Source organism: Thermocrispum sp. (assembly GCF_002919275.1).
Classification (GTDB): Bacteria; Actinomycetota; Actinomycetes; order Mycobacteriales; family Pseudonocardiaceae; genus Thermocrispum; species Thermocrispum agreste.
Window position 1 is genome coordinate 1 of sequence record NZ_PKFA01000052.1, and the last position, 24,585, is coordinate 24,585.

Genomic DNA, 24,585 nt, shown 5'->3' on the forward strand with positions numbered 1-24,585 from the left:
ACGCCCGCGCCGAGCAGTGCGCACAGGACGCCGACGGCAACCGTGTCGGCGAACCCGCCAGCCCACTTGTTCAGTGAGTTGAACGTGAGCGGTGCCGAGTGCTGACGTGCTGCACGCCTACGGGCAGTATGTCGTCCGACTTGGCGCGGCAGTCGTCAGTTACGCCGAGGAGTGCATGGGCGCCCCAGCTGATCAACAGACGAGGACCTTTCCGGCTGCAGGGAACCTCGGTACGTGGCCGACATGATCTGCTGTGGGAACAACGCCACCCGTCGCGACGTCGATCGCGCTTCACACGAGTGTGTCTGTGGTCTTGCTCGTCGTGTGGTCACGCTGCACCCGGCGCTGGTGTGAGATCAGGCCCGGAACAAGGACTGTGGTGCTGGGCAGGCCCCCCAACCCTGCCCAGCACCACAGGCCGACACGCGGCCACTGCCGCTCGGTCGCGCTCCCCATACGACCGGTCGGCGGCCCCCGTCTCGGCCGCAGCACGCAGCCTCGCGCGCGGGCGGTTTCAGCTGAAGTGCACCAACCGCCCGAACGCGTAAAATGCCTGCTTGCAAGCTTGGAAACGTTTTCCGGTCCGGAACGGTAGGGGCAGGTGACAGGTTCGGAACTGGCCACCACGCCCCGCGCACGCTTCGCCGAGCGGTTCGCTCTGCTGTACGCCGAAGCCGGGAACCCGCCGTTGAAACGGGTGACCGAATCGGTGCACCGAGCACGGCGGCTGGACGAACGCGGGCGTCCGGTACGAGTGACCGCGCAGCGCATCAGCGATTGGCGTCGTGGCCGCAACGTGCCCGCGCGCTTCGCCGGCCTGGCGGCGGTGCTGCAGGTGCTCATCGGTGAAGCACGCAAGCGCCGCGCCAAGCCGGTCCTCGACGGTCTCTACGACCTCGCCGCCTGGCAGCAACTGTGGCGGGACGCGCTGGCCACCCCGACCGGCGCCGCTGCGGCGGCCGAGCGCAAGGACGACGGGACCGGGCAAGCGGTTGCGGACGAAGGAGTATGCCCCTATCGAGGCTTGGCGCCGTTCCGGCAGTCCGACAGCGAGTGGTTCTTCGGTCGCGAGCGCAGTACCAAGCAACTGATCGGCAGGCTCCGGCGAGCCGCGGACGACGGCGGGTTCGTCGTCGTGGTCGGTGCGTCCGGCGCGGGCAAGTCGTCGCTGCTGCGTGCCGGACTCGGTCTCGAGCTCGCGCCGGGCACCCTCTCCGACGGGCAAACCGTGGCGTGGCCGGTGGTGACCGTGACGCCGGGACGCGCCCCGCTGAAGGAACTGGCGAACGTCGTCGACGAGCTGGCCGATCCGCTGAAGAAGGCCGACTCGGCCCTGGCTGACGGCGACGACCCGGCCACCGAGCAGTTCGCCGCCGAGGTGCGCTGCGCGGTGCGGGCGTTCGCCGAGCGCAAGGGCGGCCAGGGCGCGGGCGTCGTGCTCGTGGTCGACCAGCTCGAAGAGCTGTTCACGCTGACCGACGACGAGGACGAGCGGGTGCTGTTCCTGCGGGTGCTGCAGGCGATGTGCACGCCGAGCCCGGGATTCCGCGCCGAGCCCGCGCCCGGCTTGGTGGTGCTCGGGGTGCGCGCCGACTTCTACGACCGCTGCCTGCGTTACCCGGCGATCGTCGAAGCCACCCACGACAGGCAGCTGGCGCTCGGCGCGATGACCGTGCAGGAGCTGCGGGACGCGGTGATACGGCCGGCCAAAGCGGTCGGCCTGCAGCTGGAACGGGGCCTGGTCGAGCTGCTGCTGGCCGATCTGGGCGCGCAGGTCGCCCCGGCCACCCCCGGGCGCCGCACCGCGGGCTACGACGCCGGGGCGCTGCCGCTGCTGTCCCACGCGCTGCTGGCGACCTGGCAGCGGCGCAGCGCGGGCAAGCTGACCATCGCGGGCTACCGGGCGGCGGGTGGCATCCACGGCGCGGTCGCCGCGACGGCGGAGCGGACCTGGGATTCCCTGGACGCCGCCGAGCAGGCCGCCGCGCGGCGCATCCTGTTGCGCCTGGTGCAGGTCGGGGAGACCACGCGTGACGTCCGCCGCCGGGCCACCCGCGCCGAGCTGCTGGCCGGAATCGACGACACCGGCACCGCCCGCGCGACCGAGCGTGCGCTGGAGTCGCTCGCGGCCGCCCGCCTGGTGACGCTGGACGCGAACGCGGTGGAGATCAGTCACGAGGCGTTGCTGGAGGCGTGGCCACGGCTGCGCACCTGGATCGACGACAACCGCGCCGAGAACGTGCTGCGGCAGCGGCTCGAGGCCGACGCGCAGGCCTGGGACGACCAGGGACGTGATTCGTCGCTGCTCTACCGCGGGGCCCGGCTGGAGTCGGCCATGCGGTTGTCCGAGGACGAGCATGCGGTCCAGCCCACTCCGGTCGCCAGGGCGTTCCTGGCCGCGTCGGCGCGCACCGCGCGGCGCAGCAGGTGGATCCGGCGCGGCGGTGTCGCCCTGGTCTGCGTGCTGGCGCTGATCGCGGCGACCGCCGCGGCGATCGCGATCGACCAGCGCAACGAAGCCGAGTACCAGCAGCTTGTGTCCGCGTCCGACAACCTGCTGACCACGGACCCGTCGCTGGCCGCTCAGCTGGCGCTGATCGCGCACCGCGAGCGGCCGGACGACCCCGTGGTTAACGGTCGCCTGCTGGCCATGCAGCATGCACCGCTGGCGACCCCGCTTCGTGGCCACAGCGCGGCGGTCTACCTCGGCAAGTTCCGGCCGGACGGGAAGGTGCTGGCCACCGCCAGCGAGGACCGGACGGTGCAACTGTGGCGGCTGCCCGACGACGGCGACCCGGTCCGCCTGGGCGAGCCGTTGACCGGCCATCGAGGCTGGGTGGGTGTCGCGCTGTTCACCCCGGACGGCCGCACGCTGGCCACCGCGGGCGAGGACGGCACGATCCGGCTGTGGGACGTCCGCGACCCGGAACACGCCAAGCAGCTCGGTGAGCCGCTCGACGGCCACCACGGCATCGTCTACATGATCCACTTCAGCCCGGACGGCAAGCTGATGGCGTCCGCGCACGGCGACGGCTCGGTGCGCATCTGGGACGTGTCCGACCCGGCGCACCCGCGCTGGCGGCAGGACCTCACCGGGCACACCAGGGCGGTGCGATCGGTGGCGTTCTCGGCCGACGGAAGCCTGCTGGCCAGCGGGAGCGACGACCACGACGCACGGTTGTGGCGGGTGCGCGACGGCAGGCTGTCGGCGCTGGGCGGGCCGTTGCGCGGCGCGTCGGACAAGGTGCACGCCACGGTGTTCAGCCCGGACGGCGAGACGCTTGCGGTGGGCGTCGAGGACGGCACGGTGCAGCTGTGGGACGTGCGCGACCCGAGCAAGCCCGAACCGATCGGCGGCCCGCTGTCCGGTCACGAAGGCCTGGTGTGGGAGCTGTCGTTCAGCCCGGACGGCCGTATCCTCGCCTCGGCCAGCTCGGACGGGACCGCGCGGTTGTGGAACGTCGCCCGCCCGGAGCGCGCCGGGCCGCTCGGGCGCCCGCTGGCGGCGGCCAGCGGCATCGTCTACGCCGTGGAGTTCAGTCCCGACGGCGAGCACCTGCTGACCGCCAGCGAGGACGGGATCACCAGGCTGTGGGCGCTGCCGCCACGGCTGCTTCCGGCGCATGCCGACGGGGTGGCCTCGGTCGCGGTCAGCCCGGACGGCGGGCTGCTGGCCACCGGGGGCGCGGATCAAGCGGCCCAGCTGTGGCGGGTGGGGCCGGACCGCCGCCCGCGGCCGGTGGGGCCGTCGTTGGCCGGACCGCGCGGCGTGGTCGGCCACCTCCAGTTCGACCCGAGCGGCACGTTGCTGGCGGTCGGCAGCGACGACGAGCAGTTGCAGCTGTGGCGGGTCGCCGACCCGGGCTCGCCGGAGCCGGTCGGCAGGCCGCTGGAGGGCAGCAGCGGATACTTCAGCCGCGACGGCAAGGTGCTCGTCGTGGTGCGGGGCAGCGTCCTGCGTTTCTACGACATCACCGACCCGGCGGACCCGCAGCCGGTGAGCATGCTCGACACGGGGCAGGCGACGTACGTGACGTCGGCGGCGTTCAGCCCGCGCAAGCCGATCCTGGCGACCGCCGCGTTCGACAAGACGGTGATGTTGTGGGACGTCAGCGATCCGGCGAACCCGCGCCGGATCGGCAAGCCGTTGCGGGCGCACAGCGGACCGGTGTGGGCGGTGGCGTTCCGTCCCGACGGTGCGGTGCTGGCGACGGCGAGCGGTGACCGCACCGTGCGGCTGTGGGACGTCCGGAACCCGGACAGTCCGACGGCGATGGGCGCGCCGCTGCGCGGTCATGCCGACGGGGTCACGGCGCTGGCGTTCGGGCCGGACGGGCAGCGGCTGGTCACCGGAAGCTACGACCGGACGGTGCGGATCTGGACGTTGCCGAACCGGGGCGCGATGTCGTTGCCCGGGCACAGCGGCATCATCGAGGACGTCGCGATGACCGGCAGCGGGGAAGCGGTTTCCGTGAGCAGCGACGGGACCGCGCGCCTGTGGGACCTGCGGGTTTCGCGCAGCGTCGCGCGCATTTGTGCGAAGACGGCCTCGGTGCTGACGGAAGCGGCCTGGGCACGGTACGTGCCGTACCAGGACTACGACCCGCCGTGCTGAGGTCGCCCGGGTGAGGGCACGGGACCGCCGGCGATGTCGTGATCACGTCGCCTCGCGACGGATGTGGCGTGGGCACAGCGGCACCAGGCAGGACTGTGCAGACCTCTCGTGAGATGGAGGTCGTTCGGGAGGGCTCGGTTCCCGTTCGGCCATGACTGATCGGTAACGCGCCTTCGACTCAGTACGTTGAGTAGCCGCAAAGCTACTTCATGTCAGTATTCGATGCTGCTGTGTGGATGGAGTGTGGGTGAAAAACTTCTTTCGGCGTTGTGGAGCGTTGGTGGCTGCGGCGGTGACGGCGGCTGTGGTGAATCCGGGTACGGCCGCCGCGATCGACCAAGTGCCGTGCAACAACAACGAGTTCGTGCGTATCGAGATACATCACAGTCTGGAGCCCCCCCGGGAAACCTACTGGTGTTTTGCCAATGGTGGCGAGGTGACGTGGTCATCGTCCCAATGGTGGGTGACGCAGATCTGGACCGGGAACAATCGTGTTCAATGGTTCGGCGACGGGCGGTGGCAGCCCGCGCAGCCGATCAACAAGTGGACGGTGTTCGGGTGGTCGAATCATCCCGGCGGAGTGCGCATCAACGGCATCAGAATCGTGTGACGATGTGACTTGCTGACGGCACCCAGGGGCGGCGATGCTGCGCCGGACTCGTGTCCGCGAGTGTGGCGAAGCGCGGGCTGCAGAGCTGGTGCAGCGCCGGCCCTGAGTGGACGCACCTTGCCGCCGGTCGTCGCTCCCGCGCCGGACTCGTCAGGGCACGCCGACGCTCCGCACCGGGTGGGACAGCCGGTGAACGGATGCGGTTGGCGTTCCGGGTCGATGGTTCGATCGTGGCCGGCTGGTTCTCGCCGGCAAGGCTGACCGGCGCGGGGACCTTTCTCAGTATTGCGTGAATTTGGCTGACGGATGGACCTGTTCGGTCCATGGTACTGTGTGATGGAGTTCGGGGTGAAAATTTTCCTTCGGCGTTGTGGTGCGTTGGTGGCTGCGGCGGTGACGGCTACGGTGGTGAATCCGGGGACGGCTGCCGCAATCGACCAAGTGCCGTGCAACAGCGATGAGTTCGTTCGTGTCAGGATGCACTATGAGAACCAAAAGGACAGGGACTACTGCTACGCGAATGGCGGCGAAGAAATTTGGAATGGCCGTTGGTGGGTGACGCGGATCTGGACCGGGAACAACCGCGTTCAGTGGTTCGGTGACAGTCGCTGGCAGCCCTCGCAACCGATCAACAAGTGGACCACGATGCGGTGGCCGAATCACCCCGGCGGAGTGCGCATCAACGGCATCAGGATCGTGTGACCCGCTGATAGGCGGCCGAGGCGGGCGGACCGGGTGAGCCCGCGGCATTGGCTGGGGACTTCACCCGGTTCCTTCCCCTTGGATCCGGTCGGTGATCCGGTGGGCTGACGGTGCTCGATGCGGGAGGCGAGATCCGGAGCCGGACGGCGCGGTGCCGGCCGACGGCCGGCGGTGGCCGCACGCCACCGTCAGGATGCGGAGTGCGATCCGGAGCACTTCTCCGTGCTGATCGTCGGCCGGGGCGCAGCGACGGCATGGTGCCCCGGTGTTCGGTCCGGGTCCGTCGACTGGACACCGGGACGACGACTCGGTGCGCACTCGTTTGCTGTCGACGCGGTGCGCGATGTTCTGCGCGTCATGCCGGGGCCATCCCAGGGCATGGCGGCTTCCCGCAGCCGGTGAGCAGCGACGGCACGGCCAGGCGGTGGGGTCCGGTGTCATGTCGCTTGACTGGCACGATGTCTGCTTTGGCTATTATGTTGTCGATCGAGTGGCATTTGTCGAATCGCGATTGCGGATAGCGAGAATTGACGACTGTTCGCGTTTGCTGTCGCCGGTCGATGGGATTCGACGTTCGTAGGATGCCGGGTCATTCAGTGGTCGTGCTACGCTTTGCCGTGTCGCTCACCATCCGATTCCTGTGTGGGTGGGCGTTACTTCTTTGGTCTGTGACACGGAGATTTCATGAACTTTCTTCGTAAATTGGCAGGTGTGGTTGCCGCCGTGGTGGCTGCCACGTTGCTGAATGCCGGCTCTGCTGCCGCCATCAACACGGTTCCGTGCCCGCCGGGACAGCAGGGAGAGTTCACTCGGGTGTGGATGCACCCGACGGGCCGTCCGGACAGCCAGTGGTGCTTCGCCAACGGCGGGACGTACTGGATCCCGCCCGACGAAGTCGCCGACAGGTATTGGGTGACCAAGATCTGGACGGGCAACAACCGCGTCCAGTGGTACGGCGACGGCAGGTGGCAGCCCGCGCAGCCGATCAACAAGTGGACCACGATGCGGTGGCCGAACCACCCGGGCGGCGTGCGCATCGAAGCGATCCGTATCGTGTGACGTCGGCCTTGTGGTCGTCCGCGGATGATGCCGCGGGTGAGCAGGCGGGGTACCCGGCGATGCCGGAATTGCCCCGCCTGCTCTTCGTTGCTGGTGCGTTCGTTGGTATGGTCTCCGGGCTTTCCTGAATACCGGCTGACGATCCGGAAACACCTGGTCCAAGTGCCGGGAAGTTCGGGCAAACATGGTGCCCTTTCGGACCTGACTCACCGGTAACCGAGCGACAGTGATATCGGGTGGCGGCTGAGTGCGCCGGTCGGCGTGATGAATTTTGTTTCCTGGGCCCGGTCTGCCCGCAGAATGACGATGTCGGAGTTCGAAGCCGGCGACGGTTTCCGGTAATGGATGTGATCGCCGCCTGATCGCTCACGGTGTGCAGGCGGTACCGCTGCCGCAATCAGCCGGGTGCCGTGCAACTACCGAGGCAGCAGTCAGTCGGGTGCCGTAGAACGACCCGATGGTTCGGGGGCGTCGAATCGTGCAGGTCCACCGGCCTTGCGCACCTGTGCTGCTGCCGTGCGAACGGGAGCGATCGCGTGGGGCGGCAATCGGTTGGGTCACCAAACCCAGGCTGCTACCGCGTCATGCGACTCGGTAACGCGGGTAGCGGCCCGGTCGGCCGAGCACCACGGGACGTCCATCTGGCCCGGTCATCCCGGCGCGCACGCAGTGAAACGGGATCGCGATGGCCTGACGTGGACCGGCCGTCGGCCATGCCGCAGACGGATGAGGCCGTCACGAGCCCGGATTCGCGGCTGCACCGGCCGGTCCGCGTTGCTGTCGGCTGCTGCCGCGGAGCGCCTGATCGGTGTGCCGGCTCAGGAGGTGAATGGCGAGGTGAGCGGCGGTCGCGTGCCGTCGACCGGACGTGCTGAGTTCGCCTGGTCGTCATGTGCTGTTGATAGCCTGAAACCCATGTCGGTGTCCGCGCTTTCGGCGAGCAGTCAGAACTACCTGAAAGCGGTGTGGAGCCTCGGGGAATGGTCTGACGAACCCGTCACCGCATCGACCCTGGCTGCGCGTGTCGGTGTCAAGCTGTCGACGGCCTCGGACGCCATTCGCAAGCTCACCGAGCAGGGCCTGCTCGAGCACGCCCGCTACGGCGCGGTGGCCCTGACCCCGGAGGGGCGGGCGCACGCGGTGGCCATGGTGCGCAGGCACCGGCTGATCGAAGCCTTCCTGGTCGAAGTGCTCGGCTACCGGTGGGACCAGGTGCACGACGAGGCCGAGACGCTGGAACACGCGGTGTCCGACTTCCTGATCGAGCGCATCGACGAGCACTTGGGGCACCCGGCCCGCGATCCGCACGGCGACCCGATCCCGCGTGCCGACGGGACGGTGGAGAAAGTGGACGCGGTGTCCCTGAGCGACTTCGGGCCCAACAAGCGGGCCCGGGTGGAACGCATCGCCGACGACGACCCCAAGCTGCTGCAGTACCTGGCCGACAACGGCATCGGCTATCGGACGATCCTGCGCACCCGGCCTGCCGCCCCGTTCTCCGACACCGTCGAGGTCGAGGTGGAAGCCAGCGGCGCCGTCCTGCCGCTGGGCCGCTCGGCCACCGACGCCGTGTGGGTTTCCCAGCTCAGCTGACCGGCGCCGGGGTGCGCCCGGCGCGGCGGCGATGCCGCAGGTGCCGCGCCAAGCGCGACGCGACGTGCACGGCGACGAAGATCAGCCCGAAGAAGACGGCCATCCCGGCGCTGGTTGCGGCGTCGAGCAAGTACGCCAGCCAGAATCCGGCCAGTGCTCCGGTCACGGCGATCACCGCGGTCGACATGATCATCGTCGGCAGCCGCCTGCTGAGCAGATACGCGGTGGCCGGCGGGACGATCATCAGCGCGATGACCAGGATCGCGCCCGCAGCGTGGAAGGCCGCGGTCACGGTCAGCGAGACGACGAACATGAAGGCCGTGTTCACCACCCCGGTGCGGACACCCACGCTGGCGGCGAACTGCGGGTCGAACGTGGTGACCTTCAGCCGCGAGTAGCTCACGGCCAGGAACGCGCAGTCGAACCCCAGCACGGCGAGCATCACGTAGAGGTACGTGGGCCCGATCGAGACTCCGCCGACGGTGAGCTGGTCCCACGCGGCCAGGTTGAGATCGCCGACCAGCACTGCGTGGGTGTCCAGGTGGATGTTGGCGAAGTTGGTCGTCACCAGGATGACGCCTGCGCTGAACAGGGCAGGGAAGACCAGGCCTTGCGGGGCGTCGCCGGTGAGCAGGCCGGTACGGCAGAGCCATTCGCTGCCGACGGCCACCAGCAGCCCGGCGAGTGCGGCACCGACGATCAGCAAGGGGGACTCCAGGTCACGGGTGAGGAAGTACCCGACCACGATGCCGGGGAGCACCGCGTGGCTGATCGCGTCGACGAGCATCGAGTCCTTGCGCAGCACGACGAACACGCCGGGCAGCGCACAGGCGAGCGCGGTGACCACGGCGAGCAGGGCGGTGCCTGCGACGAAGGTCATGTGTTCGCTCCTTCGCCGGTCAGCTCCCGCTTCAGTGCGGCCCGTGCCCGCCGCCTGGACAGCACGGTGACGACGATGCTGCGGCGCGGCGAGGCCAGCAGCGAGACAAGGAAGATCGCGAACAGGGTGAGCACGATCAACGGGCCGGTCGGCACGGTGCCGAGCAGGATGGACAGCCAGGCGCCGACCCCGCTGCCCACCGCGCCGAAGGCCGCCGACAACCACACCATGCCGCGCAGGGTGCGAGTCCACTGGCGAGCGGCGGCAGGCGGGGTGACCACGAAGGCGACCATCAGCACCAGCCCCACGGCCTTCACCCCGATCACGGTGGCGATCACGATCGTGGTGAACATCAGCGTGTCGATCACGCCTGCCCGGAATCCCAGCGCGGTGCTCTGGTCGGGGTCGAAGGTGCGAAGGGCGAACTCCTTCCAGAACAGCACCATCAGCCCGAGCGCGAGCATGCCGACCACGAGGCTGGTGACGAAGTCGGCGGTGGTGATGACCGAGGCGTTGCCGAACAGGTAGTCCTGAATGCCGCCCTTGCCGGGGAACTCGCCGTTGGCGATGATCCGCAACAGCAGCATGCCCGCCCCGAAGAAGACGGTCAGGGCCACGGCCATCGCAGTGTCGATGCCGACCTTGGACGTGCGCGCGACGTGGTTGGCGAACGCCACGGCGATCGTTCCGGCCAGCACCGCGCCCGTGATCAGCACGAGCATGCTGCGCCCTCCGGTGCCGGCCACGGCCACCGCGGCCAGGAAAGCCACGAGCGTGCCGGGCAGCGCGGCGTGTGCGATGACGTCGCTGATCAGCGATTGCTTGCGGAGATAGGCGAAGCTGCCGAGCGCACCGGCGACGAACCCGATGGTCACCGTTCCGGCCAGGACCATCCGGTAGGTGTGGTCGGCGAAGAACTCGAGCACGGTCATGACACGAACGCCAGGGAGTCCAGGAAGCCGTCGTCGTCGGTCACGTCGTAGGTGGTGCGGATGGCCTCCTTGGTGAAGGCGTCCGCAGCCGGCCCGGAGGCGACGACGCGCCGGTTGAGCAGCGTGACGTGGTCGCAGTAGTCGCGCACCGTCATAAGGTCGTGGTGCACGATGACGACCGTCTTGCCCTGTTCGCGGAGCGTGTGCAGGACGCCGACGATGGCTTGCTGGCTTTTGGCGTCGACGCCCTGGAACGGTTCGTCCATGAAGAACAAGTCGGGGGACTGCACCAGCGCGCGGGCGAGGCACACCCGCTGGCGCTGCCCGCCGGACAGCTCGCCGATCTGCCGGGACGCGAGGTCGGCGATGCCGGTCTGGGCCATGGCCGCCATGGCCCTGGCCCGTTCGGCCTTGCCCGGCCTGCGCAGCCAGCCGAGCGAGCCGTACGTGCCCATCAGCACCACGTCCTGGACCGTGGTGGGGAAGTCCCAGTCCACGGTGGCCGACTGCGGCATGTAGCCGACGCGCTGCCGGACCTTGGCCAACGGGCGGCCGAAGAATTCCGTGGTTCCGGTCAGCGGCTTCACCAGGCCCAGCATGGCCTTGATCAACGTCGACTTGCCCGCTCCGTTCGGGCCGACGACGCCCATCACCACGCCGCGCGGAACCCGGAGGTCGACGTTGCGCAGGATCAGCTCGTCTCGGTAGGCCACAGACAGGTTCCTGGTCACGCAGGCGTACTCCGCCTGGCCCTGCGCGAGCACGTCTTCGTGCGACGTCGACGCGATGGTCATGCCTCCCCCTTCGCCAGGGCGTCCGCGATCGCGCGGGCGTTGTGGCGGAACACGCCCAGGTAGGTGTCGACGCCGGGCTCGACGCCGAGCGAGTCGGCATAGAGCTCTTCGCCGGAGATGGTGGTGTGCCAGCCCAGTGCCCGGACGGCCTCCTGCAGGCTGGTGATGGCCTGCGGGTTGGCCTGGTTGTCCTGGAAGATCACCGGAACCCGGTGCGTGGCGATCAGTTCGGCCAGCTGCGACAAGTCCTCGGCGCTGAGCACGGCGGCGGTGGACACGAAGTCGGTGGCGTGGACGCGCAGGCGGTAGGTCCTGCCGAAATAGTTGAACGCGTCATGCGCGGTCACCAGTATCCGTGGTTCGGGCACGCCGGCGAGCAGCTTCTCGGCTTCGGCGGCCGCGTCGGCGATCTCGGCCTGGTATCCGGCGGCGTTCCGCCGGTACTCGCCCGCCCTCGCCGGGTCGATCTCGGCGAGCTTGTCCGCGATGTAGCCGACGACCAGCGACCATGCCTCCGGGCTGTTCCAGACGTGCGGATCGTGCAGCGGATTGCCGTGCGCGTCGGTTTCCGGCAGCCGCAGCAGCAGCCGCTCGGGCAGCAGCTCGGCCACGGCCAGCTGCTTGTCGCCGAGGCTGCGGAGCTGGTCGGCCATGTGTGCTTCCAGGCCGAGCCCGTTCCACAGCACCAGATCGGCGTCCTGGAGCTGCTGGATGTCCCTGGTGGACGGCTGGTAGGTGTGCGGATCGCCGCCCGGGCCGACCATGGTCACCACCTGCGCGCGGGGGGCGACGTTCGCCACCGCGTCGGCGAGGTAGCCCGTTGTCGCGTAGACCGTGAGCCCGCCGTGCCCGGTGCGCCCGTACGCACTCTCCGCGAAAGCCGCGCACCCGGTCAGCGTCAGCACGGCGCAGGCCACCGCGACAAGTGCCGCGATGACTCGGGAACGCCCTGACATGCGACGCCTCTCGGTCCGTAGAACTCGTTTGTTTGACGAGACGTAGTTTTAGAGTTTAGCAAGTGCAACTGAAGCTTCGTGTCGTCGAAATCTCGGTGTGAGCTACAGCGAATTTCCGCGTGCACGGGCGCTGGTCGCGAGCCTGCCGGGAACGAGCGGCATGTGGCCCGTGGCAGCAACCCGCTGGAGACCGTCACGGCAGCCAGGGCAACGCGATGTCCGGTTGCGGCAGCCAGGGCAACGCATGCCCGGTTGCTGTCTCCTCGGCCTCCGCGCGCGGTTGCCCGTCCGGCGAGCTGCACCGTGAGGCGGCCGGCTCACCCAACCCGGCCGCATCCACCAGCGCCGTGACCGGGCGGGCAAACCGCATGCCGCGAGCACGGAGCTGCCACGGCCGCGAACATCCGCGCGGATCGGCCACGATGTGCCGGGAAAGGGAAGGGGCCGGGACAGCGCGCCGGTTGCGGCGCACTCGCTGACCGAGTGCGGGAGGTGGGATTCGAACCCACACGTCCGAAGGACACGGCGACCTAAACGCCGCGCGGCTGCCAATTACGCCACTCCCGCGTACCCTCCTCATGCTAGATCACCGGTCGTGCGGTGGACGCGCCGCCGACACGTGCGTCCCTGCCGAGGCAATGGGGTGCCGGTGATCTAGCCTGTCGGTGACCGGCGACGGCCGGAGGCCGGCACGAGCTGAGGAGGTTACGTGGTCCGCGATCAGGAAGCGATCGAGCGAGACATCGAGAGGGCGCGGGAAGCGCTCGCGGAGACCCTGGACCAGCTCGGCACGAAGGCGAGCCCGAAGCGGCTCGCCGAGAACGCCAAGTCCTCCGTGCGGGCCACGCTGGACCGGCCCGCGGTGAAGTACTCGCTGATCGCGGCCGGCGCCCTGATGGTGCTGCTCGTCATGCGCAAGCTGTTCCGCCGCGGCTGACATCGGCGCGGTGAGCGGCGCCGTGCCGGCATGCTGCCCGCGCACGGTGTGACAGCCGGCCGACGCCGGGTGCTCGGCGGGCCTGGCTGTCGGGGGTCCTGTCGGACCCTGGTGCTCTGTCGTCGCCTCAGGCGTGGTTGACGGCGGCGGACACCGGCGCAGCGCCTTCCGGTTCGCCGGAGTCGGGCTTCGCCTGCGCCTCCTCCTCATGCGTCCGGGCGCCTGGCCGCCCCGCGGATGCCCGCTGGCCCGCCTGCGCGGCAGGCGGCTTGCGCTCGGTGGCCTTCGCAGGCTGCTGGGGGACCGATGCCTCGTCGCGCTCGTCGGCCGCCGGCGCCTGGCCCGGCGAGGCGCTCTGCTCGGTGGCGCCACTCGCCTGATCGTCGGCCTGCGCAGCGGTGCCGTTGGCCCGGCCCATGCGCGCCTCGAGATAGGCGGCGGTGAAATGCAGGGCGCTGCCGTTGAGCAAGTGCACGACGGTGCGCTTCTCGGCATCGGGGGCGAGCTGCTCGGCGAGTTGATCGGCCATGTCGCGGGCCGCGATGATGCCTGGTGCGTGTGCGGTGAGCGTCTTCCCCCGCCCGCTCACGGTGATCGTCCAGTCGGCGTCGTCCTGGACGTATGTCGCTGTGATGGCCTCCATGTCCCCACCCCCTTCTCGTGCAGTGTGGGTCACTGACGAGAGAGCTGCCGTCCGAACTCATGACGCGGAACGAGAAACAACCCGGATGGCCGATACCCGGTTACGCCAAGTAGCGGCCCCTGAGCGCTACGCACGGTCACCATCACTGTCCGTGTCCCCAGCGCCCAGGGCGGATAGTCCTCCCCAGATCACGTTCCATGCATATTGTGTCGCGCGTTCGGGTGAGACGCCATGGTGGCGATCACACCATGCAGCCAGGCGTTCGCATCCGCCCACGATGATCTCGGCCGCGACCTCGATCTCGTCCTCCGTTGTGTACGGAGCGTAGTGACGGAGGTAACGCATGTGCAGCTGAGTTTGCTGGCGGCGGATCGTTTCGACCTCCTCTGCCGCCGCCGGACCGAGGGCGCCAAGCTCCTGGCGGAGCAGCGACCAGGCCTGTCGTCGCTGCGCCATGAACGTGAAGTAGGCCAGCAGCCCCTGCCGCAGTGCATCCTCGGCCGAGGACGCGTCGGCCAGCGCCTGTTCGACGGTCCGGTGCAGCTCGGTCCTGGCGTGGCGCAACGCCGCCACCAGCAAGCCTTCTTTCGAGTCGAAGTACTCGTACAGCATCGGCTTGGAGACGCCGACCCGTGCGGCGATGTCGTCCATCGACGCGGCGAGGAAGCCGTGTTCGGCGAACACTTCCACGGCGACGGCGATCATCTGCTGCTCGCGCTCCGCGCGCGGCATGCGCTTGCGTTTGCCCTCCTGCGAGGACATGCCGTGCTGGGACGAGGAAACCATTCCCGCACTCTATCCGGTACAACTTACTTCCGGTAAGGTGAACCGTCGGTAACACCTTTGGCATGGGATCGAGGACGGAGGCCGGGAATGACCGCACCAGGCGCGATCGAGGAGGCAGGCGCGACCGAACGCGCCACCGTGGTGATCGTCGGCACCGGGTTCTCCGGCCTGGGAATGGCCATCCAGCTGCGCAAGGCGGGCCGGGACGACTTCGTCATCCTCGAGAAGGCAGACGACATCGGCGGCACGTGGCGCGACAACACTTACCCGGGGTGCGCGTGCGACGTGCAGTCGCACATGTACTCGTTCTCGTTCGAGCAGAACCCCGACTGGTCCCGGTGGTTCTCCGGCCAGCAGGAGATCTGGGCCTACCTGAAGCGCCTGGCCGACAAGTACGACCTGTGGCGGTTCATCCGCTTCGGCCGGGAGATGGTGAGCGCGCGCTGGGACGCCGACGAGGGTCTCTGGTCGGTCCAGGACACCGCGGGCCGCACCTACCGGGGTCGCTTCCTGGTCAGCGGGGTCGGGGCGCTGCACATCCCGAACATCCCGCGGCTGCCGGGGATCGAGCACTTCCAGGGCACGGCGTTCCACTCGGCGAACTGGGACCACGACTACGACCTCCGCGGCAAGCGCGTCGCGGTGATCGGCACCGGTGCCAGCGCGGTGCAGTTCGTCCCCGAGATCGCGCCACTGGTGGGCAAGTTGACGGTCTTCCAGCGCACGCCGCCATGGGTGCTGCCGAAGCCGGACCGCCCCGTCCCGCAGTGGATGCGGACGATGTTCCGCACCGTGCCGGGCGTGCAGCGGCTGGTGCGGGCCGGCCTGTACTGGATGCTGGAGGCCAGGGCGGTGGGGTTCAACGGGCACCCGTGGCTGCTCAAGCTCGCGTCCAAGATCGGCGAGCGGCACATCGCGAAGGCCGTCAAGGACCCGCAGCTGCGGGCGAAGCTCACACCGGACTACGTGATGGGCTGCAAGCGGGTGCTGATGTCCAACGACTACTACCCGGCGCTGGCACGGGACAACGTCGAGGTGGTCGACAGCGGCATCGCCGAGGTACGTGCGCACAGCATCGTCGACGGGGCGGGCGTCGAGCACGATGCCGACGCCATCGTCTACGGCACCGGCTTCCACGTGACCGACGCCTTCGACCACCTGTCCATCGTCGGCGAGGACGGCCGCGACCTGGCCAAGCAGTGGGCCACCCACGGCATGCAGACCCATCGCGGCATCTGTGTCGAGGGGTTCCCCAACCTGTTCTTCCTGCTCGGTCCGAACACCGGCCTCGGGCACAACTCCGTGGTGTTCATGATCGAGGCACAGATCCGCTACGTGCTGGACGCCATCCGGCTGGTCGAGTCGAACGGTGCGCTGGCGCTGCGGGTGCGCCCGGAGGCCCAGGAGGCGTTCCAGCGCGACATCCAGCGGAGACTGGCCAAGGGCGTGTGGAGCACCGGCGGCTGCACCAGCTATTACCTGGACGCGCAGGGGGTGAACCGCACCATCTGGCCGGGTTTCACCTGGCGCTACTACCTGCAGACCCGATCGGTCGACCCGAGCGAGTTCGAGCTCGTCCAGCCAGCGGCCGCGGCGGTCCGCTGAGTCGCAGGCGCTTGCGGGCCGCATGCGCCTGCGCCCGTGCCTACCGGCTGTCGCCTACCGTGAACAGCTTCAGGCGGTCCAGCAGTGCGTCCGGGGACAAGCCGCACAACGCGGCCATGTGCTCGATCGCCGCCCGGTTGAGGCGCACCTGGGCGTTCGCATGCGGCTGGGCCAGCCTGTCGGCCGCCCAGCGGCGCAACGGGAGCAGCTCCGGCTCGTCGGTGACGGCCACCTTGGCGAGGTCGACTTGCACGTCGCCGGGCGCGAACACCGCCCGGTCCACCCGCGCCAGCAGTTCGTGCGGCTGCTCGCCGAGCGCCACGCAGATCTCCGTCAAGCGGACGACCGAGCACTGCCTGGTGCCGAGTTCGTACGTCGCCAGCGTCTGGAGCGAGATGTCGCTCTGCAGGCGCTCGTTGAGCTGCTTGCGGGTCCAGCCACGGCGTTTCCGTAGCAGGCGCAGTTCCTTGCCCAACGTCTGCTGATAAAGCTCGCCATTGACGTGCACGGCAGTGAGATGCAGGCGCTGGAAAGGCATGACGCGAAAACGGCGGGGGATCGTGTGCGTTCCGCCATACCGGTGAGGTGTCCTGCGCAGCGCGGGCAGAACAAGGCCTGACGGTAGAGCCAGCCGATCGCGCCGATCCACTGACGCGCGGACTCCGGCCCCGTTCCCGGCGGCACCGGTTACCGCCGGTCATCAGACGCTACGGAGCCCGTCCCTGAGATGTCGGTGCCTGGCTGGCGACGCGCTGGTTGGCGTGGTGTGTCCGGCTGGGTCGGGGGTGGTCGGCTGGTGGGGTCTGCCTGGCTGGCGACGCGCTGGTTGGTGTGGTGTGTCCGGTTGGGTCGTGGGTGTCGGGGGTGGTCGGCTGGTGGGGGCTGGCTGGCCGGGGACGCGGCTGGTTGATGCACTGCGCCTTGTTCGGAGCCGGGTGGTGGCACCGTCCGGCTGGCGGGGCGCGGTGGGGGCGATCGATTGGTGCCGGATCCGACCGGTGGGCCGCGGTGCGTTCAGGCGCCGGGTGTTGGGCTGGACTGTTCGTGGCGCGGCGGTGCCCGAGGCATGGCTGGCGGTCGGATGCGGCATCTTTCGTCTTTCGGTTAATGGGCGCCGCAGACCGGCCGACTCGCCCAGTGCGCCGCCGCCGGAACATCGGAAGCGAGCGGGCAGGGGGTGCGCCAGTCCCGCTGCCACCAGGGGCCGCGAGGTCGGCTGGCTCGTCAGGATCGCCGAGGCCTCGCCGATCGACGGCGAGCGGTGCCGACAGGCGCGCGGTTTCTGGTGGCCAAGCAGGCGAGCCCGATCAGTACACGCAGCGGATGCCGTCGGCCGTGATCGGCTTGTCGTCATCGTCCTGCTGCTGTTGTGCCGGCCGCAGCTGGGCTTGTTGCACGGCGCCCTGCGTCTGGCTGCCGCCGCCCACCGTGTGGCCGCCGCCATCGGTGGGGTAGTCCGCCCCGATCAGAACGTGCACCTGGCCGGGACCGAGCGCCTTGTCCTCCTGCAGCCGAGCGGACACCGGCAGCGCGTCCACCACCATCTGCCCGAACTTCTGCTCGCCCGGCGCGTGCTTGACCACGGTGACGTCCTGCGGCGGGATGTCCCCGGTGGTGCCGGTCTTGAAGCCGAGGCTGCTCAGCTTCTCCAACACGCCGGCGGCCAGGCCGGTGACGCCGACGCCGTTCATGGCGCTGACGGTCACCTGGGCGTGCGCCGGATCCGGCTTGTCCTTGACCTTCTTCTTTCCGACCCCGGACAGGCTGGCGATGAAGTCCTGCACCTCCTGCGGGTCGACCTCGAGCGCCATGCCGTCTTCCGGCGTGGTGATGTCGCCGCGCACCGGGATGGTGGTGAACTGCACCTGGCCGCCGCTGAGGCCGCTCATCTGCTTGGCGAAGTCCAGGATGTCCCAGCCCTCGTTGAGCACCACCGACTTCTTCAGCGCCTCGGCCAGCTTGGACAGCTTCTCCGGGTTGCTGAGCGTGCCTGCCGAGATGACCTTGCGGGCCAGGCCTGCCATGAACACTTGCTGGCGCACCACCCGGTCCAGGTCGCCCCGCGGCAGGCCGTGCCGTTGCCGCACGAAGGCCAGCGCCTTGACGTCGGAGATGATCTGCCTGCCCGCCGGGAAGTCGGCGCCCGACTTGTCGTCCTGCGTGGCCTGCTTCAAGCACACCTCGACGCCGCCGACGGCCTTGGTGATCTCGTAGAAACCCAGCAGGTTCACCGACGCGTAGTTGTCGATCTTCCGGCCGGTGAGCTCCTCCACCGTCTTGATCAGCAGCTTCGCGCCTGCCTGGTTGGACTTGCGGTAGATCACCTTCTCGTCGGTCTCGCCCGCTTCGCGCAGCTCTCTGGCCTTCACCACCTTGGCGCGGCCGTAGGCGGAGTTCAGCTTGTGCATGCCGTAGCCGTCGGCGATCTCCACGTAGGAGTCCCTGGGCAGCGAGATCGCCACCGCCTTGCTGCCGTCGTTGGGAATGTGCAGCAAGATCATCGTGTCGGTGTTGTTCTCGCCTTCGTCCTTGCCCGCCTTGAACTTCTTGAGCAGCTTCTTCGGCAGCGAGTTGCCCTGCGCGTCGGTACGGCTGTCCATGCCGACCAGCAGGATGTCGCGCGAGCCGTCGGCGGGCAGCGGGCCGGGATCCTCGCCGGCGATGACGTCGTAGGACTCCATGTCGGAGAAGTCCTGCAGCCCTTCGTATGCGTAGCCGGTGACGGCGATCAGCAGCACCGACACCAGCCCGACGAGGATCTTCGTGGCCAGTGCGAGTACGTTGGGTCGGCGCTTCTTCGTCGGGCGGCGGGGCGCCGGCCGGCTGGGCGGGCGAAGTGGCGGCTGCCCGGCCGGGCGACCGCTCGTCGGCCTGCTCGACGGGCGCGGTCGTGGTGGCACGGCACGCGGGACAGGGCGCGTCGCGTCGCTGTCCCACGACGGTGACGGTCGGCGCCCGCCGTCCGAACGCGGCCGATACGCCACAACAGCTCCCTTCGCCTTCCCGTTGCCGGGTCCCGTGCGTTAGACGCGCCGGGCCGTACGTGGGTTGCCCGCTCTCGCAGCGTCGCATACGCCCATGCCCCCAGGGCGCAGGGACGCGCGGATGCGGTCACGGTAACGGGTGGGTGGTTGCTGACCGGTGACCCGGGGGTGTGTTTCGGGGTTCGTCCCGGTGGCAAACACAATGCGCCGCAGGCCCGCCGGAAATGTCGGTGATGTCGCTACCGTTCTTGATCGACTGATATGCCCGGACGGTGTGCGACGTCACTATCAGTGCCGGGCCCGAAATGGCGTTTCTCCCGCCAGCCGGACTTGATCGCGTCCTTGTTCCTTGGCCAGATAAACCGCGGCGTCGGCGGCGTGCAGCAACTCGTCGATACTCCGGCCGTGCTGAGGATAGACGGCGACACCTATCGACGTCGTACGGTCGGTGATGGTGACCGGTTCACCGCGTTTCCCGCGGGTGCTGATGGCCGCAGTGGAGACGCGGTGCCGAATCCGTTCCGCGGTGTGATAGGCCTGCAGTGCGTCGACGTCGCTGACCAGCACCAGGAACTCCTCGCCGCCGAACCGGCCGACCACGTCCCCGGGGCGCGTGACCTCGGTGAGCAGCTCGGCGACCCGGCGCAGCACGTCGTCGCCCGCCGGGTGGCCGTAGGTGTCGTTGATCTCCTTGAAGTGGTCGAAGTCGATCATCAGCACGGCCAGCCCGGCCTCCGAGCGCACCGCACGCCGGAACGTCCGCTGTGCCGACTCGGTCCACCCGCGCATGTTCAGCAGCCCGGTCTTGGGGTCGGTCCGGACGTCCGACTGGAGTTGGTCGAGCTCGGCCAGCCGGTTGAACACCACGGTGACCACGGCCATGATCGCCACGGTCGGCGGCATGATCACCAGCAGGATGGCGGTGACCGCGCCTAGCCCGATGGTGACTGCCTCCAGCACGTTGTCGGCCTTGGTGCCCAGCGAGCTCTGCATGGTGGGCCGCGCGCTGTTCAGCGCGATGATGCTGCCGACGTAGACGATCTGCACCGCCTCGTACACCAGTGCCGCGACCACGATGAGGCCGAACTCGACGACGAACTGCCAGCCGTCGAGCAACCCCCAGTCCCGCGGGCCCAGCGCCGTGTACGCCAGGTGAGCGGTGGACGCGGCCAGCGCGTGGGAAATCGAGGAAAACAGGAAGTTGTGCGCAGGGCGCCGGGCGGAAAACCATCTTTGCGCGCGCACCAAAGCGACCAGCGCGATGATCAACGGGATCGGCAGAACGAGTGCGGCGGGAAAGATCCACACCGCGGTCAGATCGATCAGCACGCCGCGCAGTCCGCGGTTTCTCCGGCGGGCTTCCTGGCGGCGGGTCAGCTGAATATGAATTGTTGCGCCCGCGGCCAGAATCAGAAAACGCACGACGTCGGTCAGGTCGGGCCGTGGAGAATACGCCGTGGCCGTGATCAGGACCGTGATCGCAATTGCTTCGCCGACCAGCAAGAACGCAATGAATCGTTTCGGTCGCTGCCACAGCAGCCACTCGCGGGGGCGGCGGGAGTGGCCGCTGCGCTGGGCGGGCACCACCGGCGCCGGCCCGGCCGATGGCGCCGGAGCACGCTCTCGAGCGCCGTTCGCCGGCACCGCGGCGGGCGGTCGCGGATACGGCCTACGCTTCGGTCCAGCCACGCGCATACCTCCAGCCCCCGCCGGCCGGCGAGCGGCGAGCAACCCGGTGGGTCCGTACGAGAAACTCCCGCCGGGCCGTTGTCAGTATGATCTCACTGTGGCCGCACCGGCAGTTCACAGGGCCGTGGCTTTCTGTCATGATGCTTGCCGCGACGCGTTGTTGTCGATCGGAGGTGACAACCTTGTCTGATCGCGACTTCTGATCACCGAGGATGATCAAGAAAAACCCCTTTGTGCGCTGTGGAGGATTTCATGTCCGACCGTGACTTCTGATTACCCGTAGCCCCCTGTAAGCGATACCACCCACTCGTGTGGAAAGGACCCCCCGTGAACGACCGTGACTTCTGATCCGGTGCCTGCTAACCGGCGTGTGCGGTGCGGTTGACCGCCCCCGGCCGGGTGCGCTGCCGGGCCCACAGCACGGCGACGTACGAGGCCGCGACGACCCCCAGTGCGCCGGCGAGCGCGACGGTACCGGTTGCCGAACCGATCGCGGTGGCCACCACGCCACCGAGCGCGACCCCGATGCCCTGCGTGACGCGGAGTGCCGTGCGGAACAGGCCCATCACGGACCCGCGGACGTTGTTGGCCACCGCGCTGTTGACCGTCGCCCCGACGGTCAGGATGTACGCGCCGCTGGCGCCCGACATCGCCAGCAGCACCAGTGCCAGCGGGAGTGGCGGCTGCACGGCGAAGCCGATCAGCGCTGCCGACGAGACCACCGCGAGCGGGCCCATCAGCCGCAACCGGGTGTCCGCCGTGGCGTAGTGCGAGAAGACGAACGCGCCGATGACGAAGCCGAGCGGGTCGGCGGCGAGCAGCCACCCGACGGCGACGTCCGGCGCATTCATTTGCGCGGCGATCGGCGCGGCCAGGCCTTCCGGCACGACCGTGAGGCCGACCAGCAGTGCCATGCCGAACAGCACCCGCAGGTGCGGGTCGGACGCGGTGATCCGGATCCCGGCGAACCAGCCGTCCTCCGGGCTGCCCGCGGCCGGCCGCCAGCGCACGGTGGCCGCGATGACGGCGGCTGCCAGCACGAACGTGGCGGCGTCGATGAGCAGCGCCCAGGCGACCCCGATTCCGGTGACCAGCAGCCCGCCGCCGGCCAGGCCGAGCAACATCATGGTGTTGGTGGTGATGCCGCGCAGGTCCTGGCTGCGCAAGTACTCGGCATCGTCGTCGAACGCTTCGCGCGCCGTGGCGTTTTGCGCCGCGTTGGTCGGCGCGGTCAGCATGGCGACCAGGAAGACCAGGCAGCACAGCACCGGAAGGGGAGTGCCGGGGATGGCCATGATCCCCACCAGCACGGCTTGCACCAGCAGGCAGCTGACCAGCAGCGTGCGCCGCGGGAGCCGGTCGGCGAGCTGGGACAGCCCGACCCCGCCGAACAGGGCGGGCAAGAACGTCATCGCGTAGACCACCGCCGACCACAGCGGCGACGAGGTGCGCTGGTAGACCAGGATGGCCAAGGCCACCTTGGCCAGCTGGTCGCCCGCGATCGACAACGCCTCGGCCAGCCACAGGCCGCGGAACTCGCGATTCGCCACGACGCGGCGGAACCGCGGGATGCTCCTCTCCTGGCGCTCAGTCCTGCGCACAGACGCCATGCTCCCCTCGGTGCTGGGTCGCGTTCGGTGTGCACATGAGAGAGGCCTTCTTGTCGCGAGGTATGACGAGCGGAGACGCCGAAGAAATGGTCTCGTTGTCGCGCGGTTTCACATAGTACAAGCCTGATGACAATGTGTCACAAAGTTCGCTGATCCTCATCGACTGTGGCTCCGCCGGGTGATCGGTTCGTGCGTGGTGCTGTCGGCCGTCCGGTCGCCGCGGATTCCGCCCACGGTGCCACCGAGGGTTGACGCGTGGTGCGCGTGAGCGTTCGGCGGCCTTGGTGTGTGCTGCTCGCCTGTGCGAGCTGGGTGGGCGACCGACGCGGTGGGATCCCTCGGATCCCCGCAGATTCGGTTCCGCGCTCAGTTCCGCGCGACAGGCACGTCACCGGTGGCGAGCAGCATATGCAGCACGCGCATGCGCCGGTTGAGCGGGTGTGCACGGGTATGGCGAACCGACACGCGGGATGTGCCCGGATTGTGATGTTGATGTCGTGATGTTCGATGTACCCGGCTCTGCGTGCCGGGGTTGACCGGGAGCAGCGTGCTGCTGCCGACAGTGTGTGGGCAACCGTGATCGTCGGCCGCGCGCGTGTGGTGCAGCGCCGCTCGGACACCTCGGTGGTGCCGTAGGCCTTGTCGTCGGCCGCGCGCGTGTGGTGAGCGGGTCGACGCCGAGACCGGTCTTCGAGCGGGGAGCGAGCCGTGCCGCGTCGTCACTCCGTTCGCCACACCGATGCCAGCGCGTCGGTGCTTGCCGCGTTGTGCGGTATCGCGCCGCGGGCGGTGTGCTCGTGCCCGACCGGGGCATTGGCGGGCCGGTGTGCGTAGGAACGCGGTTCGTAGTTTCGCCGGCGTCTCTGGTGAACTGTCGGCCCGGTGGGAGCCTGCCGCCGATGGATCCATCGTCCTGGCTGTGCGCCCCGCTGGCGACAGGGCAGAAGCCTTGCGTAAGGCGCTTCCGTGGCGCACGCGTGTCGAGCCGCCGTCCGTGCGGTTCGGGCGGCTCACGAGGTCGCGGTCGCGTCACACCCGGGGTCACCCCGGCGTCCGTGCGGTTCGGGCGGCTCAGCAGTGGCCAGTTGCACCGAGCACCGCCGTCGTGGCGACACGTTCGGGTGAGGTGCCGACGAGGAACCTCGTCCTGCTCAGGCGGCGGCGTGCGCCTGTTTGATCTTGTCGATCTCGATCTTCTGCATCGTCAGCATCGCTTCGGTCGCGGCCCGGGCCTTGGCCGGGTCGGGATCGGCCAGCAGGCCCGGCAGCTCGGCGGGGATGACCTGCCAGGACACCCCGTAGCGGTCGCGCAGCCAGCCGCACGCGGCCGGTTCCCCGCCGTCCAGCAGCGCATCCCACAACCGGTCGACGTCTTCCTGGGTCGGCCGCTCGACGTAGATCGACGCGAAGTCGTTGGGTGCGTAGTGCGGGTTGCCGTTGAGCAGGCCGAACCGCTGTCCGTCGAGGTCGATCCGCACCGCCACGACTTGCCCGTCGGGGCCGCGCTGCACGTCGACGATGCGGGAGTCGGGCACGAGTGAGACGTAGAACTCCGCCGCTTCCTCCGCGCCGCTGGCGAACCAGAGGAAGGTCTGCACGCTGCTCATGGCTGTCTCCGATCCGTTCGTGCGGGCCGTACCGGTCCGCCTGGTCGGCGGGGTCTGGTGCGGCGTGGACACTGGTTGGACCGGGCGCGGTCTCCGGATTCATCGGAGGTTTCGCAGCCGGATACGACACCGTCGCCTCGTTCGGGGCTGCTCCAAGCCTGCCGCCTCCCCGGCCCGTTCGGGCGTCGGCGTCGGATGTGTTGCGTGCCGCGCACCGCCGCACCGGCGCCTGTGTGTGGGGCGAGCGCAACCCGCTGCCCCTCGTGGGCTGGGCCGCACCGGCGCCTGTGGGGAGTTAGGCCATTCGCGTGTATTGCAGAACACGGCCGGACTTTGCGTGCGGCCGGGCGCGCACCGGCCGGGGATCGGCGCCGGCCGGGCTCGGCGGCGCAGGCCGCGGCAGCAAAAAAGAACCCCAGGCCCGCTGACCTGGGGTGTTGGTGCGCCATCAGGGACTCGAACCCCGAACCCGCTGGTTAAGAGCCAGCTGCTCTACCAATTGAGCTAATGGCGCTGGTGTCTTCCGGGCCGGTGACCCGGCCTCGCCGTCGACGACAGAAAAGGTAGCACGGCCGGATCACCT

Annotated in this window: 18 protein-coding genes and 2 tRNA genes; 7 read left to right on the forward strand and 13 right to left on the reverse strand. The window is 69.1% G+C overall.

The window, feature by feature from the left end; all coding sequences use genetic code 11:
• Nucleotides 1–601: 601 nt before the first annotated feature.
• From CXP56_RS12580 to CXP56_RS12600, 5 genes are all read left to right on the forward strand, one after another.
• Nucleotides 602–4,615 carry an NACHT and WD repeat domain-containing protein gene (locus tag CXP56_RS12580; RefSeq protein ID WP_286901239.1) on the forward strand — a complete coding sequence of 1,338 codons (4,014 nt, stop codon included), beginning with the start codon at nt 602–604 and terminating at the stop codon, nt 4,613–4,615.
• A gap of 247 nt (nt 4,616–4,862) precedes the next feature.
• Nucleotides 4,863–5,225 carry a hypothetical protein gene (locus CXP56_RS12585; RefSeq protein ID WP_286901240.1) on the forward strand — a complete coding sequence of 121 codons (363 nt, stop codon included), beginning with the start codon at nt 4,863–4,865 and terminating at the stop codon, nt 5,223–5,225.
• A gap of 336 nt (nt 5,226–5,561) precedes the next feature.
• On the forward strand, nt 5,562–5,927 hold the full coding sequence (locus CXP56_RS12590; RefSeq protein ID WP_051310274.1) for a beta/gamma crystallin domain-containing protein: 366 nt from the start codon (nt 5,562–5,564) through the stop codon (nt 5,925–5,927).
• A 684-nt stretch (nt 5,928–6,611) separates the two neighbouring features.
• On the forward strand, nt 6,612–6,986 hold the full coding sequence (locus tag CXP56_RS12595) for a beta/gamma crystallin domain-containing protein (protein WP_028847940.1): 375 nt from the start codon (nt 6,612–6,614) through the stop codon (nt 6,984–6,986).
• A 915-nt stretch (nt 6,987–7,901) separates the two neighbouring features.
• Nucleotides 7,902–8,579 carry a metal-dependent transcriptional regulator gene (locus CXP56_RS12600; protein WP_028847941.1) on the forward strand — a complete coding sequence of 226 codons (678 nt, stop codon included), beginning with the start codon at nt 7,902–7,904 and terminating at the stop codon, nt 8,577–8,579.
• Here CXP56_RS12600 and CXP56_RS12605 read toward each other — a convergent pair.
• The 5 genes from CXP56_RS12605 to CXP56_RS12625 form a co-directional block, all read right to left on the reverse strand.
• The gene (locus tag CXP56_RS12605) at nt 8,572–9,459 is read right to left on the reverse strand and encodes a metal ABC transporter permease (protein WP_028847942.1); all 888 of its coding nucleotides are present in this window, start codon (nt 9,457–9,459) and stop codon (nt 8,572–8,574) included. The genes CXP56_RS12600 and CXP56_RS12605 overlap by 8 nt on opposite strands.
• Complete coding sequence (locus tag CXP56_RS12610) at nt 9,456–10,391, reverse strand: metal ABC transporter permease (RefSeq protein WP_028847943.1); 936 nt, start codon at nt 10,389–10,391, stop codon at nt 9,456–9,458. The genes CXP56_RS12605 and CXP56_RS12610 overlap by 4 nt, the downstream gene beginning before the upstream one ends.
• A complete protein-coding gene (locus tag CXP56_RS12615; protein ID WP_286901242.1) occupies nt 10,388–11,185 on the reverse strand; it encodes a metal ABC transporter ATP-binding protein in 798 nt (265 codons plus the stop codon). Before CXP56_RS12615 ends, CXP56_RS12610 begins: the two co-directional genes overlap by 4 nt.
• Nucleotides 11,182–12,141, reverse strand: coding sequence for a metal ABC transporter substrate-binding protein (locus tag CXP56_RS12620; RefSeq protein WP_028847945.1), 960 nt, complete (start codon nt 12,139–12,141; stop codon nt 11,182–11,184). Before CXP56_RS12620 ends, CXP56_RS12615 begins: the two co-directional genes overlap by 4 nt.
• 484 nt (nt 12,142–12,625) lie before the next feature.
• Nucleotides 12,626–12,708 (reverse strand) — tRNA-Leu (locus CXP56_RS12625).
• A 142-nt stretch (nt 12,709–12,850) separates the two neighbouring features.
• Here CXP56_RS12625 and CXP56_RS12630 point away from each other — a divergent pair.
• Nucleotides 12,851–13,078, forward strand: coding sequence for a DUF3618 domain-containing protein (locus CXP56_RS12630; RefSeq protein ID WP_028847946.1), 228 nt, complete (start codon nt 12,851–12,853; stop codon nt 13,076–13,078).
• Nucleotides 13,079–13,205: 127 nt separating this feature from the next.
• On the opposite strand, the gene CXP56_RS12635 is transcribed toward CXP56_RS12630, so the two are convergent.
• Nucleotides 13,206–13,721 carry a hypothetical protein gene (locus CXP56_RS12635; protein ID WP_286901243.1) on the reverse strand — a complete coding sequence of 172 codons (516 nt, stop codon included), beginning with the start codon at nt 13,719–13,721 and terminating at the stop codon, nt 13,206–13,208.
• A 126-nt stretch (nt 13,722–13,847) separates the two neighbouring features.
• Nucleotides 13,848–14,453, reverse strand: coding sequence for a TetR/AcrR family transcriptional regulator (locus tag CXP56_RS12640; RefSeq protein WP_286901244.1), 606 nt, complete (start codon nt 14,451–14,453; stop codon nt 13,848–13,850).
• A 141-nt stretch (nt 14,454–14,594) separates the two neighbouring features.
• On the opposite strand from CXP56_RS12640, the gene CXP56_RS12645 reads away from it, so the two are divergent.
• Nucleotides 14,595–16,112, forward strand: a complete 1,518-nt coding sequence (locus tag CXP56_RS12645; RefSeq protein ID WP_286901245.1) for a flavin-containing monooxygenase — start codon at nt 14,595–14,597, stop codon at nt 16,110–16,112.
• A 40-nt stretch (nt 16,113–16,152) separates the two neighbouring features.
• Here the strand turns inward: CXP56_RS12645 and CXP56_RS12650 are convergent, their stop codons facing one another.
• From CXP56_RS12650 to CXP56_RS12675, 6 genes are all read right to left on the reverse strand, one after another.
• On the reverse strand, nt 16,153–16,650 hold the full coding sequence (locus CXP56_RS12650) for a helix-turn-helix domain-containing protein (RefSeq protein ID WP_479267899.1): 498 nt from the start codon (nt 16,648–16,650) through the stop codon (nt 16,153–16,155).
• A 769-nt stretch (nt 16,651–17,419) separates the two neighbouring features.
• Nucleotides 17,420–18,856: an LCP family protein gene (locus CXP56_RS12655; RefSeq protein WP_028847949.1), complete on the reverse strand. Its 1,437-nt coding sequence runs from the start codon at nt 18,854–18,856 to the stop codon at nt 17,420–17,422.
• 528 nt (nt 18,857–19,384) lie between these two features.
• A complete protein-coding gene (locus tag CXP56_RS12660) occupies nt 19,385–20,791 on the reverse strand; it encodes a GGDEF domain-containing protein (protein ID WP_084609234.1) in 1,407 nt (468 codons plus the stop codon).
• Nucleotides 20,792–21,144: 353 nt separating this feature from the next.
• Entirely contained in the window at nt 21,145–22,386 is a 1,242-nt protein-coding gene (locus CXP56_RS12665) for an MFS transporter (RefSeq protein ID WP_286901246.1), read from the reverse strand.
• Between the two features lie 1,160 nt (nt 22,387–23,546).
• On the reverse strand, nt 23,547–24,002 hold the full coding sequence (locus CXP56_RS12670; protein WP_286901247.1) for a VOC family protein: 456 nt from the start codon (nt 24,000–24,002) through the stop codon (nt 23,547–23,549).
• 438 nt (nt 24,003–24,440) lie between these two features.
• Nucleotides 24,441–24,516 (reverse strand) — tRNA-Lys (locus CXP56_RS12675).
• Between the last annotated feature and the right edge of the window lie 69 nt (nt 24,517–24,585).

Bases quoted from the DNA above. Each gene is read 5' to 3' on its own strand.
- CXP56_RS12605 (WP_028847942.1), bottom strand. From the start codon at position 9,459: ATGACCTTCGTCGCAGGCACCGCCCTGCTCGCCGTGGTCACCGCGCTC.
- CXP56_RS12590 (WP_051310274.1), top strand. From the start codon at position 5,562: ATGGAGTTCGGGGTGAAAATTTTCCTTCGGCGTTGTGGTGCGTTGGTG.
- CXP56_RS12620 (WP_028847945.1), bottom strand. From the start codon at position 12,141: ATGTCAGGGCGTTCCCGAGTCATCGCGGCACTTGTCGCGGTGGCCTGC.
- CXP56_RS12640 (WP_286901244.1), bottom strand. From the start codon at position 14,453: ATGCCGCGCGCGGAGCGCGAGCAGCAGATGATCGCCGTCGCCGTGGAA.
- CXP56_RS12645 (WP_286901245.1), top strand. From the start codon at position 14,595: ATGACCGCACCAGGCGCGATCGAGGAGGCAGGCGCGACCGAACGCGCC.
- CXP56_RS12610 (WP_028847943.1), bottom strand. From the start codon at position 10,391: ATGACCGTGCTCGAGTTCTTCGCCGACCACACCTACCGGATGGTCCTG.
- CXP56_RS12660 (WP_084609234.1), bottom strand. From the start codon at position 20,791: ATGCGCGTGGCTGGACCGAAGCGTAGGCCGTATCCGCGACCGCCCGCC.
- CXP56_RS12615 (WP_286901242.1), bottom strand. From the start codon at position 11,185: ATGACCATCGCGTCGACGTCGCACGAAGACGTGCTCGCGCAGGGCCAG.
- CXP56_RS12670 (WP_286901247.1), bottom strand. From the start codon at position 24,002: ATGAGCAGCGTGCAGACCTTCCTCTGGTTCGCCAGCGGCGCGGAGGAA.
- CXP56_RS12600 (WP_028847941.1), top strand. From the start codon at position 7,902: ATGTCGGTGTCCGCGCTTTCGGCGAGCAGTCAGAACTACCTGAAAGCG.
- CXP56_RS12635 (WP_286901243.1), bottom strand. From the start codon at position 13,721: ATGGAGGCCATCACAGCGACATACGTCCAGGACGACGCCGACTGGACG.
- CXP56_RS12595 (WP_028847940.1), top strand. From the start codon at position 6,612: ATGAACTTTCTTCGTAAATTGGCAGGTGTGGTTGCCGCCGTGGTGGCT.
- CXP56_RS12650 (WP_479267899.1), bottom strand. From the start codon at position 16,650: ATGCCTTTCCAGCGCCTGCATCTCACTGCCGTGCACGTCAATGGCGAG.